At 70.3% G+C, this 17274-nt stretch carries 18 protein-coding genes; 12 read left to right on the forward strand and 6 right to left on the reverse strand.

What is annotated here, in order from left to right; translation table 11 throughout:
* From ACE3Q3_RS02580 to ACE3Q3_RS02590, 3 genes are read right to left on the reverse strand one after another with little or no spacing between them, the layout of a single operon-like run.
* Nucleotides 1-669, reverse strand: coding sequence for an amino acid ABC transporter permease (locus ACE3Q3_RS02580; RefSeq protein ID WP_374441361.1), 669 nt, complete (start codon nucleotides 667-669; stop codon nucleotides 1-3).
* Between the two features lie 5 nt (nucleotides 670-674).
* A complete protein-coding gene (locus ACE3Q3_RS02585) occupies nucleotides 675-1379 on the reverse strand; it encodes an amino acid ABC transporter permease (protein ID WP_374441363.1) in 705 nt (234 codons plus the stop codon).
* A complete protein-coding gene (locus ACE3Q3_RS02590) occupies nucleotides 1379-2152 on the reverse strand; it encodes an ABC transporter ATP-binding protein (protein WP_374441366.1) in 774 nt (257 codons plus the stop codon). The genes ACE3Q3_RS02585 and ACE3Q3_RS02590 overlap by 1 nt, the downstream gene beginning before the upstream one ends.
* A gap of 139 nt (nucleotides 2153-2291) precedes the next feature.
* Here ACE3Q3_RS02590 and ACE3Q3_RS02595 point away from each other — a divergent pair, with 139 nt between their 5' ends.
* From ACE3Q3_RS02595 to ACE3Q3_RS02650, 12 genes are all read left to right on the forward strand, one after another.
* Complete coding sequence (locus ACE3Q3_RS02595; RefSeq protein ID WP_374441369.1) at nucleotides 2292-3386, forward strand: DSD1 family PLP-dependent enzyme; 1095 nt, start codon at nucleotides 2292-2294, stop codon at nucleotides 3384-3386.
* A 49-nt stretch (nucleotides 3387-3435) separates the two neighbouring features.
* Entirely contained in the window at nucleotides 3436-4302 is an 867-nt protein-coding gene (locus ACE3Q3_RS02600) for a substrate-binding periplasmic protein (RefSeq protein ID WP_374441372.1), read from the forward strand.
* Between the two features lie 72 nt (nucleotides 4303-4374).
* Nucleotides 4375-5463 carry an amidohydrolase family protein gene (locus ACE3Q3_RS02605; RefSeq protein ID WP_374441375.1) on the forward strand — a complete coding sequence of 363 codons (1089 nt, stop codon included), beginning with the start codon at nucleotides 4375-4377 and terminating at the stop codon, nucleotides 5461-5463.
* Nucleotides 5464-5523: 60 nt separating this feature from the next.
* Nucleotides 5524-6189, forward strand: a complete 666-nt coding sequence (locus tag ACE3Q3_RS02610) for an aspartate/glutamate racemase family protein (protein WP_374441378.1) — start codon at nucleotides 5524-5526, stop codon at nucleotides 6187-6189.
* A gap of 10 nt (nucleotides 6190-6199) precedes the next feature.
* Complete coding sequence (locus ACE3Q3_RS02615) at nucleotides 6200-7114, forward strand: DMT family transporter (protein WP_374441380.1); 915 nt, start codon at nucleotides 6200-6202, stop codon at nucleotides 7112-7114.
* 102 nt (nucleotides 7115-7216) lie between these two features.
* Nucleotides 7217-8092, forward strand: coding sequence for a phytanoyl-CoA dioxygenase family protein (locus ACE3Q3_RS02620; RefSeq protein ID WP_374441383.1), 876 nt, complete (start codon nucleotides 7217-7219; stop codon nucleotides 8090-8092).
* 40 nt (nucleotides 8093-8132) lie between these two features.
* Complete coding sequence (locus ACE3Q3_RS02625; RefSeq protein ID WP_374441385.1) at nucleotides 8133-8984, forward strand: phytanoyl-CoA dioxygenase family protein; 852 nt, start codon at nucleotides 8133-8135, stop codon at nucleotides 8982-8984.
* Nucleotides 8985-9033: 49 nt separating this feature from the next.
* Nucleotides 9034-10065 carry a TRAP transporter substrate-binding protein gene (locus ACE3Q3_RS02630; protein ID WP_374441388.1) on the forward strand — a complete coding sequence of 344 codons (1032 nt, stop codon included), beginning with the start codon at nucleotides 9034-9036 and terminating at the stop codon, nucleotides 10063-10065.
* Nucleotides 10066-10138: 73 nt separating this feature from the next.
* Nucleotides 10139-10651: a TRAP transporter small permease subunit gene (locus ACE3Q3_RS02635; RefSeq protein WP_374441391.1), complete on the forward strand. Its 513-nt coding sequence runs from the start codon at nucleotides 10139-10141 to the stop codon at nucleotides 10649-10651.
* A gap of 4 nt (nucleotides 10652-10655) precedes the next feature.
* Nucleotides 10656-11966 carry a TRAP transporter large permease subunit gene (locus tag ACE3Q3_RS02640; protein ID WP_374441393.1) on the forward strand — a complete coding sequence of 437 codons (1311 nt, stop codon included), beginning with the start codon at nucleotides 10656-10658 and terminating at the stop codon, nucleotides 11964-11966.
* An 8-nt stretch (nucleotides 11967-11974) separates the two neighbouring features.
* Nucleotides 11975-13081, forward strand: a complete 1107-nt coding sequence (locus ACE3Q3_RS02645; RefSeq protein WP_374441396.1) for a Zn-dependent alcohol dehydrogenase — start codon at nucleotides 11975-11977, stop codon at nucleotides 13079-13081.
* Nucleotides 13078-14115, forward strand: coding sequence for an alpha/beta fold hydrolase (locus ACE3Q3_RS02650; protein ID WP_374441399.1), 1038 nt, complete (start codon nucleotides 13078-13080; stop codon nucleotides 14113-14115). The genes ACE3Q3_RS02645 and ACE3Q3_RS02650 overlap by 4 nt, the downstream gene beginning before the upstream one ends.
* Here the strand turns inward: ACE3Q3_RS02650 and ACE3Q3_RS02655 are convergent.
* From ACE3Q3_RS02655 to ACE3Q3_RS02665, 3 genes are all read right to left on the reverse strand, one after another.
* Nucleotides 14031-14990 (reverse strand): homoserine O-succinyltransferase, encoded by a 960-nt coding sequence (locus ACE3Q3_RS02655; protein WP_374441402.1) that lies wholly within the window; start codon nucleotides 14988-14990, stop codon nucleotides 14031-14033. The two genes, ACE3Q3_RS02650 and ACE3Q3_RS02655, sit on opposite strands and share 85 nt — an antisense overlap.
* Before the next feature lie 61 nt (nucleotides 14991-15051).
* Complete coding sequence (locus ACE3Q3_RS02660) at nucleotides 15052-16365, reverse strand: O-acetylhomoserine aminocarboxypropyltransferase/cysteine synthase family protein (protein WP_374441405.1); 1314 nt, start codon at nucleotides 16363-16365, stop codon at nucleotides 15052-15054.
* A 39-nt stretch (nucleotides 16366-16404) separates the two neighbouring features.
* Nucleotides 16405-17265, reverse strand: coding sequence for an alpha/beta fold hydrolase (locus ACE3Q3_RS02665; RefSeq protein WP_374441407.1), 861 nt, complete (start codon nucleotides 17263-17265; stop codon nucleotides 16405-16407).
* Nucleotides 17266-17274: the final 9 nt, after the last annotated feature.

The following is a 17274-nucleotide window of genomic DNA, read 5'->3' on the forward strand; positions in this document are numbered from 1 at the left end:
TCAGTTTCCGATGCCGTAGCGCAGCCGCAGCCGGTCGGCCAGCGCCTTGCCGATCGCGGACACGGTGAAGATGAAGAGGATGTAGAGGGCGGCCGTCGCCGTCAGGATCTCGATCGGCTCGTACCAGACATTGACCAGCCGCTGCGACTGGAACATCAGGTCCTGCACCGTGATGACGGAGACGAGCGTCGAGGACTTCACGATCACGGTGAACTGGGTGACGATCGCGGGCGCGATCGCCAGCAGCACCTGCGGCAGGACGATGCGGCGGAAGGCCAGCACCGGCGACATGCCGACCGCGGCGGCGGCCTCGCGCTGGCCGCGGCCGACATTCTCGATGCCGGCGCGGAACGTTTCGGCGAGATAGCCGCTCGACTGCAGGGCGAGCGCGACCCAGCCCGCCGTGTAGAAGCTGGTCGGCCAGCCGATGAGCTCCGGCCAGACATAGTTGACCCACATGAGCTGCACGAAGATCGGGGTCGCCCGGCAATACTCGATCCAGAAGCCGGCGATCCAGCGCAGCGGCCGGACGTAGAGGCGGACCAGCGCCAGCCCCAGCCCCATGACGATCGCCGCCGAGAAGGCGATGGCGCAGATCTCGATGGTGACGGCCAGCCCCTGGAGCAGGACGTCGCGCTGGTTCCAGACCAGGCGTTCCCAGTTGCCCATCCCGGTCAGGCCCAGATCTTGCGGCGCCAGCGCTCGCTGGCCAGCCGCGCCAGGCCGGCCACGGCCCAGATCAGCAGGAAGTAGGTGATGGCGGCGCCGGTGTAGAGCGGCAGCGGCCGCATCTCCTGCTGCGTCACCATCGAGACGTTGTACATCATGTCCGGAACGGTGATCAGCGAGACGATCGTCGTCGCCTTGAACAGCGACACGAAGTTGTTCATCGCCTCCGGCAGCATCATCCGCACCGCCTGGGGCAGGACGATGCGGCGCATGATGAGGGGACCGCCCATGCCGCAGGCGCGCGCCGCCTCGATATGGCCCTTCGGCACCGCCTGGATGCCGGCACGGAAGGTCTCCGCCAGGTAGCCGCTGTAGACGAGGCCGAGCGCGATCACCGCCGAGACGAAGGGCGCGAAGGTGATGCGCTGGCCCAGAACCTGGCTCAGCAGCAGCGGCAGCACGAAATGCACCCAGACCAGCATCACGTAGTCGGGCGCGTTGCGGAACGTCTCGACATGGATGGCGCCCAGCCAGCGCAGCGGCCGGAGCGGGTTGACCCGGCCGAGTGCCGCCAGGAAGCCGAGCGCGACCGACACCACGGCCGAGCAGGCGAAGACGTAGAAGTTGAAGGCGAGCCCGGCGAGCAGGATCTGCCGGTACTCCCAGAAAAGCGCGAGGTTGAAGGTCTCGCGGAGGTTCTCCGAGAACATCAGTGCAGCAGCTTGGCCAGGAACTGCCGGCAGCGCTCGGAGCGCGGGTCGCCGAAGACCTGGGCGGGCGCCCCCTCCTCCTCGACCAGCCCGGCGTGCAGGAAGATGGTCCGGTCCGAGACCTCGCGGGCGAAGGCCATCTCGTGGGTGACGACGATCATCGTCGTGCCGTCGGCGGCGAGCCCCCGCATCACCTCCAGCACCTCGCCGGTCAGTTCCGGATCGAGCGCCGAGGTCGCCTCGTCGAACAGCATCACCTTGGGCTGCATGGCGAGCGCGCGGGCGATCGCCACGCGCTGCTGCTGGCCGCCCGACAGGCGCGCCGGATACTCGTCCGCCTTCTCGGCCAGCTGCACCCGGTCGAGGCAGGCGCGGCCCAGTTCCATCGCCGCGCGCCGGGGCATCCCGCGCACCCGGATCGGCGCCTCGACGACGTTGCCCAGCACGGTCATGTGCGGCCACAGGTTGAACTGCTGGAAGACCGTGCCGAGCTCGCGCCGGAAGCGCGCGATCTCGCGCGCCGAGCGCCGCCGCATGCCGCCGTCCGGCCGCCGCTCGAAGCCGACCGCCTCGCCGCCGATTCGGACCTCGCCGGACGTCGGCTGCTCCAGGTAGTTGATGCAGCGCAGCAGGGTGCTCTTCCCCGAGCCGCTGGAGCCGATGATGCTGACCACCTGGCCACGCTCGACGCGGGCCGAGACGCCGCGCAGGACCTCGAGCGTCCCGAAGCGCTTGTGCAGGTCGACGACCTCGACGGCAGGGGCCTCGGTCATCGGAGGGCGGTCTCTCGGTCGGGGGGGACGAAGGGGCAAATAATCATCGCGGCTCGTTCGGTCTTGAAATACGCTACCGGTGATTTCACTCCCTTGCAAAGGTCACGCCTTGCCCTCGCGTCCCCCCGCCGACATCGGCATGCCGGTGAGCGAGATCGACACGCCCGCCCTCGTGGTCGACCTCGACGCCTTCGAGCGCAACATCGCCAAGCTGGCCGAGGTGTCCAGGCGCACCGGCGTCCGCCTGCGCCCGCACACCAAGACCCACAAGTCCCCGATCATCGCGCTGAAGCAGATCGAGGCCGGCGCCATCGGCCAGTGCTGCCAGAAGGTGGCCGAGGCCGAGGTCCTGGTGGCCGGCGGCGTGCGCAACGTCCTGGTGAGCAACCAGGTCGTCGGCGACCGCAAGCTGGCGCGCCTCGCCGCGCTCGCCAAGATGGCCAAGATCGCGCTCTGCGTCGACGCGCCGGAACACATCGAGGCGGCCGGCCGCGCGGCCCGCGACTATGGCGTCGAACTTGGCGCGCTGGTCGAGATCGACGTCGGCACGCAGCGCTGCGGCGTCGAGCCCGGCGCGCCGGCGGTGACGCTGGCGCAGCAGATCGCCGCCACGCCGGGCCTGCGCTTCGACGGGCTGCAGGCCTATCACGGCACCGCCCAGCACCTCATGACCTGGGACGAGCGCAAGGCCGCCATCGACCAGGCGATCGCCAAGACCAGGGCGACCGTGGACGCGCTGGCCGCCGTCGGCCTCTCGTGCCCCATCGTCGGCGGCGCCGGCACCGGCACCTTCGAGTTCGAGGCCGCGAGCGGCGTCTACAACGAGCTGCAGTGCGGCTCGTACCTCTTCATGGACACCGACTACGGCCGCATCGGCGGCAAGACCTCGAACCGCTACGACGCCTTCGAGCACAGCCTCTTCGTGCTGGCGACGGTGATGTCGGTGCCGACCGCGGACCGCGCGATCTGCGACGCCGGCCTCAAGGCCTACACGATGGAGAAGGGCGTGCCGTGGGTGCACGGCCGCGACGACCTCGAGGTCACCGGCGTCTCCGACGAGCACGGCAAGGTGCGCACCACCAATGCCAGGACGCCGCTCAAGCTCGGCGACAAGCTGTGGCTGATCCCCGGCCACTGCGATCCCACGATCAACCTGCACGACTGGTATGTCGGCGTCCGCAACGGGCGCGTCGAAGCCGTGTGGCCGATCGCCGGCCGCGGCGCCAGCCAGTGAGGAAATCCCGCGACGGGAAAGGCCTACCCACGGCGAACAGGAGGCAAGCATGAGCGATCAGATCGACAGCGGACGGCGCGGTCTACTGACCGGCGTCGCCATGGCCGGCGCGGCGGCGGGTGCCGCCGGGCTGCTGGCGGGCGCCGGCTCGATCCGCGAGGCGCACGCCCAGATGCTGGACACCGGCATCAGCGAGAACTCGGTGCTGGCGAAGATCCGCAAGGCGGGCGTGCTCAAGGCCGGCTACGCCCAGACCGGCCCCTGGTTCTACAAGGACGCCAAGACCGGCGAGCTCGGCGGCATCTACAAGGACTGCGTCGAGCGCCTCGCGGGCGAGATGCAGATCAAGGTCGAGTGGAGCGAGGTCACCTTCGCCAACGCCACCGTCGGCCTGCGCCGCGGCGACTTCGACCTGTTCGGGTCGTCGGCCGTCTACACCATGGCGCGCGCGATGACGGTCAACTATGTCGGGCCGCTCTACTCCAAGGGCACGCTCTGCCTCGCCCACAAGGACAATGCCGGGCGCTTCAAGACCGCGGCGGACTTCAACGACCCGTCGGTGACGATCTCGGTCACCACCGGCGCCAGCGAGGAAGGCCGCATCGCCGCCCTCTTCCCCAAGGCCAAGGTCATCACCACGACCGGCCAGGTGACGCTGGGCGCCGAGCCGGTGCGCGCCAAGCGGGCCGACCTCTGGATCTCCGGCGACAGCGACGTCATCCTGTTTGCCAAGCGGAACGCCAACTGGGCCTACGCCGTCGATCCGGAGAACCCCTTCGACAAGCGGCCGAACACCTGGATGATCCGCTACGGCGACCCCGAGTGGAAGGCGTTCCTCGACTTCTTCTCGACCTTCATGGTGGTCAACGGCGAGGTCGAGCGCCTTTTCCAGCACCACATGGCGAAGCTGACCTGACCCGGCCGGCGCGGGGCCCTCTCGCGGGGCCCCGCCCTTCCTCCACGTCCCTCCTCCCACCCCCTGGCGGCCATGATCGTCGATTGCCATGCCCATGTGTTCCAGCACTGGGACGGCCCGTGCGGGCACCCCTCGACCGAGATCCATCTGAAGTACCTGCAGAAGGTCGTGACCCGGCCCGCCGCCCGCGCCTTCCGCGCCCGCGACGGCCAGGAGATCAGGCCGACGATGCTGTTCCGGCCCGAGGACAACACCTGGGCGGGACTGACCGACGTCCGCTTCCGGGTCGGCCAGCACGGCCAGCTCGCCTTCACGTGGGAGGGGGAGGACTACTACGTCCAGTACATGCCGGTCGCCATGCAGGACATCGTCTGCCCGCCCGAGCAGATGATCGCCCAGATGCATGTGGCCGGGGTCGACCACATCGTGCTCCAGGCCGGCGGCGGCTATGGCGCGATGAACGACTACAACGCCTTCGCCCAGAGCCAGTACCCCTCGCGCTTCACCGGCCTCCTCAACATCGACGAGGCGACGGCGCACCGGCCGGAGACGCTGGCCGAGGTCGATCGCGCGGTGACGAAGCTCGGGCTCAAGGGCCTCTACTACGCCCACGAGATGTCGCGACACGGCTACGTGCGCAACGTCGACCATCCCGACTTCCGGCCGTTCTGGGACAAGATCGCGGGCTACGGCCTGCCGGTCTTCATCGAGCTGTCGAGCACGCCCGACTACGACCGCGCCAGCTTCATCGCCAACCTCGCCGCGCTCGACCGCGTCATCGCCGCCTATCCCGGCCTGCGCTGGCTGCTGGTCATGGGACCGCCGGTCGGCCATTTCGCCCGGAGCGGCGCCTGGGACTTCCCGGCCGAGGTCGAGCGCACCTACGCGCGTGACAATGTCCTGGTCGAGGTCATGTTCCCCATCAGCTGGGGCGGCGTCTGGGACTATCCCTATCCCGAGGCGCAGGCGCTGATCCGCGGCATGCGCGACCGCTGGGGCGCCGGCAAGCTGGTCTGGGGCTCGGACATGCCGAACGTCGAGCGCTTCTGCACCTACAGGCAGTCGCTCGACTATGTCCGCCGCTACTGCGAGTTCCTGACCCCGGCCGAGAAGGACCGCATCCTCGGCGACAACGTGGCGGAGATGATCGGGCTCGGATAGGCTCGCGCGGCCAGCCTCCCCACCCGCGGCCGTCCCCGCCAGCCCCGAGGTCCCATCGCCATGGCGAAGCAGCTCGCCTTCGTGCACACCGTGCCCGGCCTCGTGCCGACCTTCGCCGATCTCGCGCGCGAGCGCCTGCCGGGCTGGGAGACGTTCAACATCGTCGACGAGAGCCTGTTGCGGAACACGATCCGCAGCGGCCGCCTGACCGAGACGACGATGCGGCGGGTCGCCGGGCATGTCTGGTCGGCGGTCGACGCCGGGGCCGATGCGGTGCTCGTCACCTGCTCGTCGATCGGCCCCGCGGTCGACGCAACGCGACCGTTCTGCCCGGTGCCGCTCTTCCGCATCGACGAGGCGATGGCCGACCGCGCGGTCGCCACCGGCCAGCGCATCGGCGTGCTCGCCACGCTCTCCTCGACCCTGGAGCCGACCCGCGACCTCGTCGCGCGGCGCGCGGCGCTGGCCGGACGTGCGGTCGAAATCCGCGATGACGTCTGCCAGGGCGCCTTCGAGGCCCTGCAGCGCGGCGACCGCGACGGCCACGACGCGGCCATCGCAGCCGCGCTCCGGCGCATCCTGCCCGCGGTCGATGTCGTCGTGCTGGCCCAGGCCTCGATGGCGCGGGCCGTCGAGGCGCTGCCGGCCGGCAGCGTGACGGTGCCGGTGCTGACCAGCCCCGGTGCCGCGATGGAGCGGCTCGCCGCCGAACTGCCGCGCGCCTGAGCGCCGGCCGATGGCCGCGCCCGCCCCGATGCGGGGCCGCATCCCGCTCGTCGCCTACGCCCTGCTTTCCGTCGTCTGGCTGAGCTGGGGCCTCAGCTACCCGGTCATGCGCATCGCGCTCGACCATATCGACCCGTGGGGCAGCCGCTGCGTCGTGATGCTGCTGGCGGGCGTCTTCCTGCTCGGCCAGGCCCGGCTCTTCGGTCGCTCGCTGCGGGTTCCGCGCGACCATTGGCGGGACCTCGTCGTCACCGCCGTCGTCAACATGTCGGTGTTCCAGATCGGCATGACCTACGGCGTCCTGCTGCTCAGTCCCGGCCGCACGGCGCTGCTGATCTACACGATGCCGATCTGGACGGCGATCCTGGCCACCCTCTTCCTCAAGGAGCGGCCGGCGCCGCACCACATGGCCGCGCTGGGCCTGGGCGTCCTCGGAATCGCGATCCTGATGAGCCAGGACCTGTCGCAGCTCGCCAATGCACCGGCCGGCGCCGCCCTCACCCTGATGGCCGCCTTCGCCTTCGGCCTCGGCACCATCCTGCTCAAACGGCGGATCTGGCGCGTCGACGTCGGCGTGCTCGCCGGCTGGCAGCTCCTGGTCGGGGTCGTCCCGCTGGTGGTCATCTGGCTGCTGACCGACTATTCGACCGACTGGGGCGCGATCCCGGCGCGCGGCTGGTTCGCCGTCGCCTTCCTGGCCTTCATCTCCAATGCGGCCGCCTATCTCGCCTGGTTCCGGGTGGTCGCGGCCTTGCCCGCCACCGTCTCCGGGATCGGCACGCTCGCCGTCCCGGTCATCGGGCTGGGCAGCAGCGCCGCCGTGGTCGGCGAGGCCGTCGGCTGGCACGAACTGGCCGCGCTGGCCTGCATCGGCTCGGCGCTCGTCATCACCCTGATGCCGCGGCGACGCCTGCGCCGCGACTGATATATTCCTGGGACTTCCCACGAGCCGGTCGAGAGATTAGGCTTGCGTCCAAGAAGCAGCGGCGCTGCGATGACAGCGCTAACTTCCCGGAGCGAAGCGCGCATGTCCCTGATCGCCGAGCGGCCGACGCCGCACCCGAAATCGCTTACACCCGAGCAGGTGGCGGCCTATCGCCGCGACGGCTACCTGTTCCCGATCCCGGTGATGACGCCGGCCGAGGCCGCCGCCTGCCGCGGCCGCCTGGAGGCCTTCGAGGCCCGCGAGGGCGCCCCCCTGCGCGGCGCCCTGCGGCACAAGTCCCACCTGCTCTTCCCGTGGTTGTGGGAACTCGTGCATCACCCGCGCATCCTGGACGCGGTCGAGGACATCCTCGGACCCAACCTGCTGTGCTGGTCCTCCTCCTTCTTCATCAAGGAGGCGAACGATCCGCATTTCGTCTCCTGGCACCAGGATTCGACCTACTGGGGGCTGTCGGAGCCGGAGATCATCACCGCCTGGGTCGCGCTCAGCCCGAGCACCATCGCCTCCGGGGCGATGAAGGTGATCCCGGGCAGCCATGGCGAGCAGGTGGCGCACACCGACACCTACGACGAGAACAACCTGCTGACGCGCGGCCAGGAACTGGCGGTCGAGGTCGACGAGTCGCAGGCGGTCGACATGACGCTCGAGCCGGGCCAGATGTCGCTGCACCATGTCCGCATCTTCCACGGGTCCGAGCCGAACCGCTCCGACGACCGGCGGATCGGTTTCGCCATCCGCTACATCCCGACCCACGTCCGCCAGGTGATCGGCCCCAAGGACGGCGCCGTCCTGGTGCGCGGGGTCGACCATTTCCACAATTTCGTGCCAGAGCCGGCCCCCGACGCCGACCTTTCGCCGGCGGCGCTCGCCGCCCACAAGGCGGCGGCCGAGCGACAGGCGGCCATCCTCTACGCCGGCACCCAGACGACGAGCTTCGAGAACGTCGTCCGCGGCTGACCCCGCCCTTCATCCAGATCCCTGCCCCGGAGACCCGGCCATGCCGAAACGACTGACCGAGCAGGAGGTCGCGGCCTACCACCGCGACGGCATCCTGTTCCCGATCCGCGTCTTTTCCGAAACCGAGATGGCCGGCTACCGCGGCCGTCTCGAGGCGCTGGAACGGCGCGAGGGCGGCAAGCTCTCGCGCCAGACCAACATGAAGCCGCACCTGCTGGTGCCGTGGCTCAACGACCTGATCCGCCATCCGGCCGTCCTCGACCCGGTCGAGGACATCCTCGGCCCCGACCTCCTGTGCTGGGGTGCGGGCTTCTTCACCAAGCGCGGCGGCGATGGCACCTTCGTTTCCTGGCACCAGGACGCCACCTACTGGGGCCTGTCGGAATCGGACGTCATCACGGCGTGGATCGCCTTCTCGGAGTCGGTGCCGGAGAACGGCTGCATGCGGGTCGTCCCGGGCACCCAGAGCTCCGAACAGCTTCCCCACGCCGACACCTTCGCCAGCGACAATCTCCTGAGCCGCGGCCAGGAGATCGCGGTCGAGGTCGACCAGTCGAAGGCGGTCGACGTCGTGCTGCGTCCGGGCGAGATGTCGCTGCACCACGTCAAGATCGTGCATGGGTCGGAACCCAACACGAGCGCCGGTCCGCGCATCGGCTTTGCCGTGCGCTACATCCCGACGCGCATCCGCCAGCTGTCCGGCATTCGCGACAGCGCGACGCTGGTCCGCGGCACCGACCGCTACGGCAATTTCGACCTCGAGCCGACACCGGCCGGCGAGTTCCACCCCGACGCCGTCGCCTACCATGCGGCGATGATCGCCAAGCAGGTCGAGATCCTCTACGCGGGGGCCGAAAAGCGGCCGGCCTTCGCCAAAGCCGCCGGCATGTAAGCCGTCCGGCGCCATACGACGCCAAGCTCACTCCTGGGAGGGAACCACCATGCTTTCGAGACGCAAGTTCGGCGCCCTGGCCGGCGCCGCCGCCGTGACCACCGCCGCCGCCGCGACGCCCGCCCGGGCGCAGGCGGCGACGAAATGGAAGATGCAGTCCATGTGGCAGGCGGGCACGATCAACCAGAAGGTCTTCGAAGACTTCTGCGCCCGCGTGAAGACGATGTCGAACAACCGGCTCGACATCGAGGCGCTCGCCGTCGGCACCATTGTGGCCTACACCGAGACGCTGGATGCGATGCAGAACGGCATCCTCGACGCCCACCAGTCGGGCGGGCCCTACTTCTCGGGCAAGGAGCCGGCGCTGGCGCTGATCGGCGACCTCAACGGCGGCTATGACAACCCCTACCAGATGCAGATGTGGTTCGAGTACGGCGGCGGACTCGAACTGGCGCGCGAGATCTACAAGAAGTTCGACATCCACTATGTCGGCCCGGTCTGGTGGGGCGTGGAGTCGGTCCCGGCGAAGAAGCCGCTCAGGACGCTGGCCGACTTCAAGGGCATCAAGATGCGGGTGCCGGAAGGGCTCGGCGCCGAGGTCTGGCGGCGCGCCGGCGCCGGCGTCGTCACCCTCCCCGGCAGCGAGGTCTACACCGCCCTGGAGCGCGGCGTCATCGAGGCGACCGACTGGGGCACGCTCGGCATGAACCAGGATCTGGGCTACCACAAGATCGCCTCGTATCCGCTCTATCCGGGCTTCCACTCGATGCCGTCGGCCGAGATCGCGGTCGCGATGCCGAAGTGGAACGCGCTCTCCAAGGACCTCCAGCTGATGCTCGAGGTCGCGACCCGCGACTTCGCCCGCGACATGATCCAGCGGGTCGCGGTCGAGGACTACAAGGTGGCCGAGGCCGCCAAGGCGCAGGGCATCGAGCTCGTCAACTGGTCGGCCGAGGAGCGGCGCAAGTTCCGCAAGCTCGCCGAGGCCGCGTGGTCGGACTGGTCGAAGAAGAGCCCGATGGCCAAGAAGGTCTACGACAGCCAGGTCGCCTTCCTGAAGCGCCTGCAGCTCCTCGACTGACCGCCCATCCGGGCGGATGCATCCGGGGCGGACGGCGGCAGGCCGTCCGCCCCCAATTTTCGCCGAGGCGAGCATGAGCGATCATCATCCGGCCGGCCGACGCGGCGACCCGATCGGGCGCGCGACGACCGTCTTCAATCTCAAGCTGAGCTGGGTCTACGGCGTCGCGGTCATCTTCACCGCCTACGAGGTGGTGATGCGCTACGGCCTGTCGAGCCCGACGATCTGGGTCCACGACATGACGATCGCGCTCTGCGCCACCGCGTTCGTGTTCGCCGGCGCCTACGCGATGGTGAACGACCAGCACATCCGGATCACCAGCCTCTACGACAACATGTCGCCGCGGACACGGGCCCTGCTGGACGTGCTCCATGCCCTGCTGACGCTCGCCTTCCTGGTCGCCCTCACCTACGCCGCCTTCTTCCAGGCGCAGCGCTCGGTCGCGCTCATGGAAACCAGCGGCCGCGCCTGGGACGTGCCGATCCCGGCCTTCCTCAAGTCGGTGCTCGCCGCCGGCTCGCTGCTCATGGCGGTACTGGCGCTCGACCGGCTGGTGCGCGCCGTCCGCCGCCTCGGACGGAGCTGAGCCGATGAGCATCGAGCTCGTCACGGTGGCGATGTTCGGGGGGATGATCGTCCTCCTGCTCCTCGGCCTCCCGCTCGCCTTCGTCACCGGCATCATCGCCGTCGCCTTCGGCCTCGGGCTCTTCGGCCTGCCCAGCCTGCTCCTGGTATCGAGCCGCATCTACTCGTTCATGAACGAGTACGTGCTCGTATCGGTACCGATGTTCATATTGATGGCGTCGCTGATGGAGCGGTCGGGCGTCGCCCGCGACCTCTTCAAGGCCATGCATGTCTGGGCGGGCGGCCTCAAGGGCGGGCTCGCCGTCCAGACGACGATCGCCGCCACCATCATGGCGGCGATGACCGGCATCATCGGCGGCGAGGTCGTCCTGCTCGGCCTCGTCGCCCTGCCGCAGATGCTGCGGCTCGGCTACGACCGCAAGCTCGCCATCGGCACCATCTGCGCCGGCGGCTCGCTCGGCAGCATGATCCCGCCTTCGGTCGTGCTGGTGATCTACGGGCTCACCGTCAACGTCTCGATCGGCGACCTCTTTTCCGCCGCCGTGCTGCCGGGCCTGATGATGGCCGGGATGTACATCGCCTACATCCTGATCCGCTGCCACATCAACCCGAAGCTCGGACCGCCGGCGCCGCCGGAGGAGCGGAACATTCCGCTCTCCGAGAAGCTGGCGATGCTGAAGAGCATCGCCCTGCCGATGCTGATCGCCGCCAGCGTGCTGGGGACGATCTACACCGGCATCGCCTCGGTGACCGAGGCGGCCGGGATGGGCGTGGTCGGCACCGCCATCGCCGCCGCCCTGCGGCGCGAACTCTCGTGGCCGATGATCCAGGACGTGCTGATCCAGACCATGACCGCCTGCGGCATCCTGCTCTGGGTGTCGTTCGGCGCCACGGCCATGATCGGGGTCTACAACCTCGCCGGCGGACCGGCCTTCATCCGCAAGCTGATGATCGGCCTGCCGGTGGCCCCCATCGTCATCATCTTCATCATGATGGCGATCCTCTTCGTCCTCGGCTGCCTGATGGACTGGATCGGCATCTGCCTGCTGACGATGCCGATCTTCGTCCCGATCGTGAAGGCGCTGGGCTACGACCCGGTGTGGTTCGGCGTGCTCTTCTGCATGAACATGCAGGTCTCCTACCTGTCGCCGCCGTTCGGCCCTGCCGCCTTCTACCTCAAGGGCGTGGCGCCGCCCGACATATCGCTCAACGAGATCTTCTCGGCGCTGTGGCCGTTCATCATCCTCCAGGTGATCGCCATCGCCGTCATCATCGTCTTCCCCGGGCTCGCCCTCTGGCTGCCCGGCCTGAACTGAGGGCCGCCATGCAGTTCCGCGCCGCCGTCCTGCACCGCGTCAACGCGCCGCTGTCCATCGAGACGGTCGAGATCACCGGGCTCAAGCCGACCGACGTGCTGGTCCGGATGCGGGCATCCGGCCTCTGCCACACCGACCTCGAGGTCATCCAGGGGCAGCTCGCCTATCCGCTGCCCATCGTCCTCGGGCACGAGGGCGCGGGCGTGGTCGAGGCAGTCGGGTCCGAGGTCACGCTGGTCCGGCCGGGCGACCACGTCGTCTGTTCCTGGAACCCGAGCTGCGGCCATTGCTACTATTGCGACCGCGGCCAGCCGATCCTGTGCGAGCCCTTCTCGCGCCACCAGCCGCAGGGCCACCTCCTCGACGGCACGTCGCGGATGACGGTGGGCGGGCAGAAGCTGCACCACTTCTCGGTCGTCTCCTCCCACGCCGAATACTGCGTGGTGCCGGAGACCGGGGCGGTGCCGGTGCCGAAGGAGATCCCCTTCGACCGCGCCTGCCTGATCGGCTGCGGCGTGATGACCGGCGTCGGCGGCGCCGCCCGCATCGCCCGCATCCCGGCCGGCTCGACGGTGGCGGTGTTGGGATGCGGGGCGGTCGGCCTCAACGCCATCCAGGGCGCCCGTCTCCAGGAGGCCGAGCGCATCATCGCCATCGACCGCGACCCGGAGCGGCTGGCGATGGCGACCGAGTTCGGCGCCACCCACCTCGTCCGCGCCGGCGAGGAGGACGTCGTCGCCCGCGTCAAGGAACTGACCCAGGGCCGCGGCGCCGACTGCGTGCTGGAGAGCGCCGGCCATGTCGACGCCTACCGCCTGTCGTCGGAGATCACCCGGTCGGGCGGCGACCTCGTCTGGCTCGGCAAGGTCAATGTCGACCGCGACGTCGCCTTCCGCTGGGGCTCGCTGATGGGCGAGAAGCGGATCACCCGGTCGAGCTACGGCGGCGCCCGGCCGCGCCGCGATTTCCCCTGGCTCGCCCGCCTCTACCTCGCCGGCAAGCTCAAGCTCGACGAGCTCATCACCATGCGGATCGGCCTGGACGAGATCAATGTCGGCTTCGCCGCCATGATCCGCGGCGAGGCGGTGCGGACGGTGATCGAGTTCCCGCAATGACCGAGTTCCGCCACCCGCCGCTGCAGCCGGGCTGGATCGACCGGCCGCACGAGTCGCTCGAGCTCGGCGACCTGCCTCTCGAGAGCGGCGAGGTCATCCGCGACTTCCGCCTCTCCTACGTCACCCACGGGCAGCCCGACGCCGACCGCTCGAACGTCGTGCTCGCCCTCTCGGCGATCGGCAGCACCCACCATCGGCTCGATGCGTGGATCGGCCCCGGTCGGGCGCTCGATCCGGCACGCCACTGCATCGTCGCGGTCGATGCCATCGGCAACGGCCTCACCACCTCGCCCAGCACCAGCCGCAGCCAGCGTGGCCTCGCCTTCCCGCGCTTCACGATCCGCGACATGGTCGAGAGCCAGCGGCGCCTCGTCGACCATCTCGGCATCGAACGGCTCCAGGCCGTCGTCGGCGCCTCGATGGGCGGGATGCAGGCGCTGCAATGGGGCGTGAGCCACCCGCAGCGGATGGCCCGGATCGTCGCCATGGTGCCGATGGCGCGGACCACCGCCTGGTCGGTGGCGGTCAATGCCGCCTCACGTGCGGCGCTGATGGCCGACCCCGGCTGGCCCGACGGCACGGTCACCCGCGGCTGGGACGGCTGGGTCGCGGTCATGCAGGTCCTGGCCGGCCGCACCCCCGCCGCGCTCGAAGCCGACGGCACCGATCCCGCCGCGGTGCCCGGCATGCTGGCGGAGCGCGCCGAGGCGATGCGCAGCAGCGGCGTCCAGGCGGTCGACTGGATCTACCAGACCTACGCCTACGACGCCCACGACGTCGCCGCCACCCCCGGCTGCGACGGCACCTTCGCCGGCGCCCTCGGACGGATCGCGGCGCCGACCCTGATCCTCGCCGCCGACAACGACCTCTACAACCCGATCGCGGCCGCCCGCGCCGCCGCGGCCGCGATCCCCCGGGCCCGCTATGTCGAGATCCCCTCCCCCGAGGGTCACATGGCGGCTTCCTTCCGGCGCGCGGAGGATGTCGCCTTCGTCGACCGGACGATGCAGGAGTTCTTCGCCGGCCGGCCGTAGCGCCGATCGGCCACCTGTTCGAGCCAGTTCTGGAAGAGCCGCACCGCCTGCGGCCGCCAGTAGGCGACGGGGTCGGCGGCGGGATTGCCGTTGGGAAAATAGTTCTCGGGCGCCCGGACGGGCCGGCCCGACGCGAGGTCGCGCAGATACTCCCGCCGCAGCGTGTCCGCGTCGTACTCTGGATGATTGAGCATGTAGACGGCCCCGGCGCCGGGTTCGTCGGCCAGACAGAGGCCGGTATCGTCGCGCGCCGCCAGCACCCGCAGCGCCGGCCGGCCGGCGAGGTCGGCGGCGTCGGTCCGGGTGTGACGCGAGACCGGGGCCACCAGTTCGCGCCCGAGCCCCGCCAGGAGGCCCGCTCCGGGCCGTTCGATCGGGTGGACGTGGACCCCGAAGGCCTTGTCGGCGAGCGGCCGCTTCGGAATTCCATGGTGATGCCAGAGCGCGGCCTGGGCCGCCCAGCAGACGAACCAGCACGGCAGCGCGCGGGCCCGCACCCAGTCGAGGATGCGCACGAGGTCCGGCCAGTAGCGGACGTCGCCGAAGGGCAGGCGCTCGACGGGCGCGCCGGTGACGATGACGGCGTCGATGCCGTCCGAGGCGACCTCGGACCAGGGTCGGTAGTGGCGGCGGACATGGTCGCGGTCGCTGTCGCGCGCCGGCATCCCGTCGGGCAAGGCGAGGCGCATCGCGACGCGGTGCCGCGATGCGGCGAGCAGCCGCGCGAACTGGGTCTCGGTGGTCTGGCGATCGGGCATCAGGTTGACGAGGACGACGCGGAGCGCACGGCCGCCGTCGAGCGCATGATCGACGGCGGCACCTTCCGCGCGCAGCGCCGCCGCAGCGGGAAGCCCCTCGGACAGGACGATGGCCATGGCTCGAACTCCCGGATGAAGGAGGGGGCGGTCCCCTCGGACCGCCCCCCGCGCGGCCGGATCAGGCGGCCAGGGCCGGCTGGCCGGCGGCGGCCATGGCCCGGTCGAGGTCGCCCAGGATGTCGGCGATGTGCTCGATCCCGACCGACAGGCGGACATAGCCGTCCGTGACGCCCGTCGCCCGCTGCTCCTCCGGGGTGAGCTGGGAGTGCGTGGTGGAGGCCGGATGGATCGCCAGCGAGCGCACGTCACCGATGTTGGCGACGTGGTGGAACAGCTCCAGCGCATCGATGAAGCGCCGCCCCGCCTCCCGGCCACCGGCCAGCTCGAAGCCGACGAGACCGCCCAGGCCACCCGTCATGTAGGTCTCGGCCCGGCGCTTCTGCTCGCCCGTGAAGCGGCTCGGGTGGATCACCCGCACCACCTCGGGACGGCCGGCCAGCCACTCCGCCACCCGGTCGGCGTTGCGGCAGTGCTCGCGCATCCGGAGCGCCAGCGTCTCCAGCCCCTGGATGAACTGGAAGGCGTTGAAGGGGCTCATCGGGCAGCCGAGGTCGCGCTGGAGGGTCGTGCGCGCCTTGATGATGTAGGCGACCGGACCCAGCGGCTTCACCGCCTCGGTCCACACCGCGCCGTGATAGCTCGGGTCGGGCCGCGTCAGCATCGGGAAGCGCTCGCCGTGCTTCTCCCAGTCGAAGCGGCCGCCGTCGATGATGATGCCGCCGATCGAGGTGCCGTGCCCGCCGAGATACTTGGTCGCCGAATAGACGACGACGTGGGCGCCGTGGTCGAACGGCCGGCAGATCAGCGGCGCCGCCGTGTTGTCGACGATCAGCGGCACGCCCACGGCCTCGCCGATGCGCGCCACCTCGCCGATCGGGAACACCTGCAGCTTCGGGTTGGGCAGGGTCTCGGCGTAGTAGGCGCGGGTCCGCGCGTCGGTCGCCCGGCGGAAATTCTCCGGGTCGGCCGGATCGACGAAGCGGACCTCGATCCCCATGCTCCGGAAGGTGTTGGAGAGCAGGTTCCAGGAACCGCCGTAGAGGTCGGTCGAGCTGACGATGTTGTCGCCGGCATGGGCGATGTTCTGCAGCGCCATCGCGGTCGCCGCCTGGCCGGAGCTGACCGCCATCGCGGCGGCTCCGCCCTCCAGCGCCGCCATCCGCTCCTCCAGAACCTGCGAGGTCGGGTTGGCGATGCGCGTGTAGATGTTCCCGAACTCCTTGAGCGCGAAGAGGTTCGAGGCGCGGTCGGTGCTTTCGAGGTCGAAGGCGACCGACTGGTAGATCGGCACGGCGACGGCGTTGGTCGCCGGATCCTTGCGGAAGCCGGCATGGATCGCGAGCGTGGCGGCGTGCTTCGAGGTCGTGGTCATGGGGGTCTCCATCGGTGCGTTGGGGGGACGGCCCGGGCTTCAGGCGACGGCGGGGAGGCGGGCCTCCTCCGCGCCGGCGATGACACGCTCCAGGTGGGCGCCCAGCGCCCGCAGGAACGGATCGGGATGGGTTCGCGGCAGCATGTGTCCGGCACCCGCGACGATGCGGGCGTGGCAGCCGGGAATGGCGCCCGCGAGGCGGCTGGCGATGGCGGCGGCAGGCGCCCTGGTCCGGTCGCCGGCGAGCACCAGGGTCGGCACGTCGAGCCGGGCGCAGTCGGCGAGCCGGGTGGCGTCGCCCATCGCGGCCCCGAAATGAAGGGCGACGGCCGGCGCCATGCCCGCCACCGCGGGCCGCCGGTCCTCGCGGATGGCGGCCCACGTCCCGGCGCCGCTCCAGTAGTCGACGAACGTCGCCATGGCGGCCGCGTGGTCGCCGGACCGGACGCCGTCCGCGACGGCCCCGGCGATCGTCGCGACCTCGGCGACGAGCGACGCCGTCGCCGCGGTGCCGTCGCGCAGGAGGTGGAACGCGACCGGCTCGACCAGGGTCAGGGAGGCGAGCGGGACGCCCGACAGGGCGAGGTTGAGGGCGACGGCGCCGCCGTAGGAATGGCCGACGACATGCGCCGGTCCGTCGAGCCGGGCCAGCACCGCCGCGACGGCAGCCGCCTCGTCGGCGAGACGCAGCCCGCGGCGGCCGTGCCAGGGATGGCTGTCGCCATGGCCATGGAGGTCGATCGCGACCGTGGTCCACCGCGCTTCGTAGGCCCGCCGCAGTTCGGACCATTGCCCGCGCGACGCGGCGGTGCAGTGCAGGAAGACGATGGCGGGGCCCCGGCCGCTGACGTCGTAGCCGATCCGCGCACCGTCGCTGGTCGTGATGTGCATCGTATCCATCCCGTCTCT

It is taken from the genome of Allostella sp. (genome assembly GCF_041913585.1).
GTDB lineage: Bacteria > Pseudomonadota > Alphaproteobacteria > ATCC43930 > Allostellaceae > Allostella.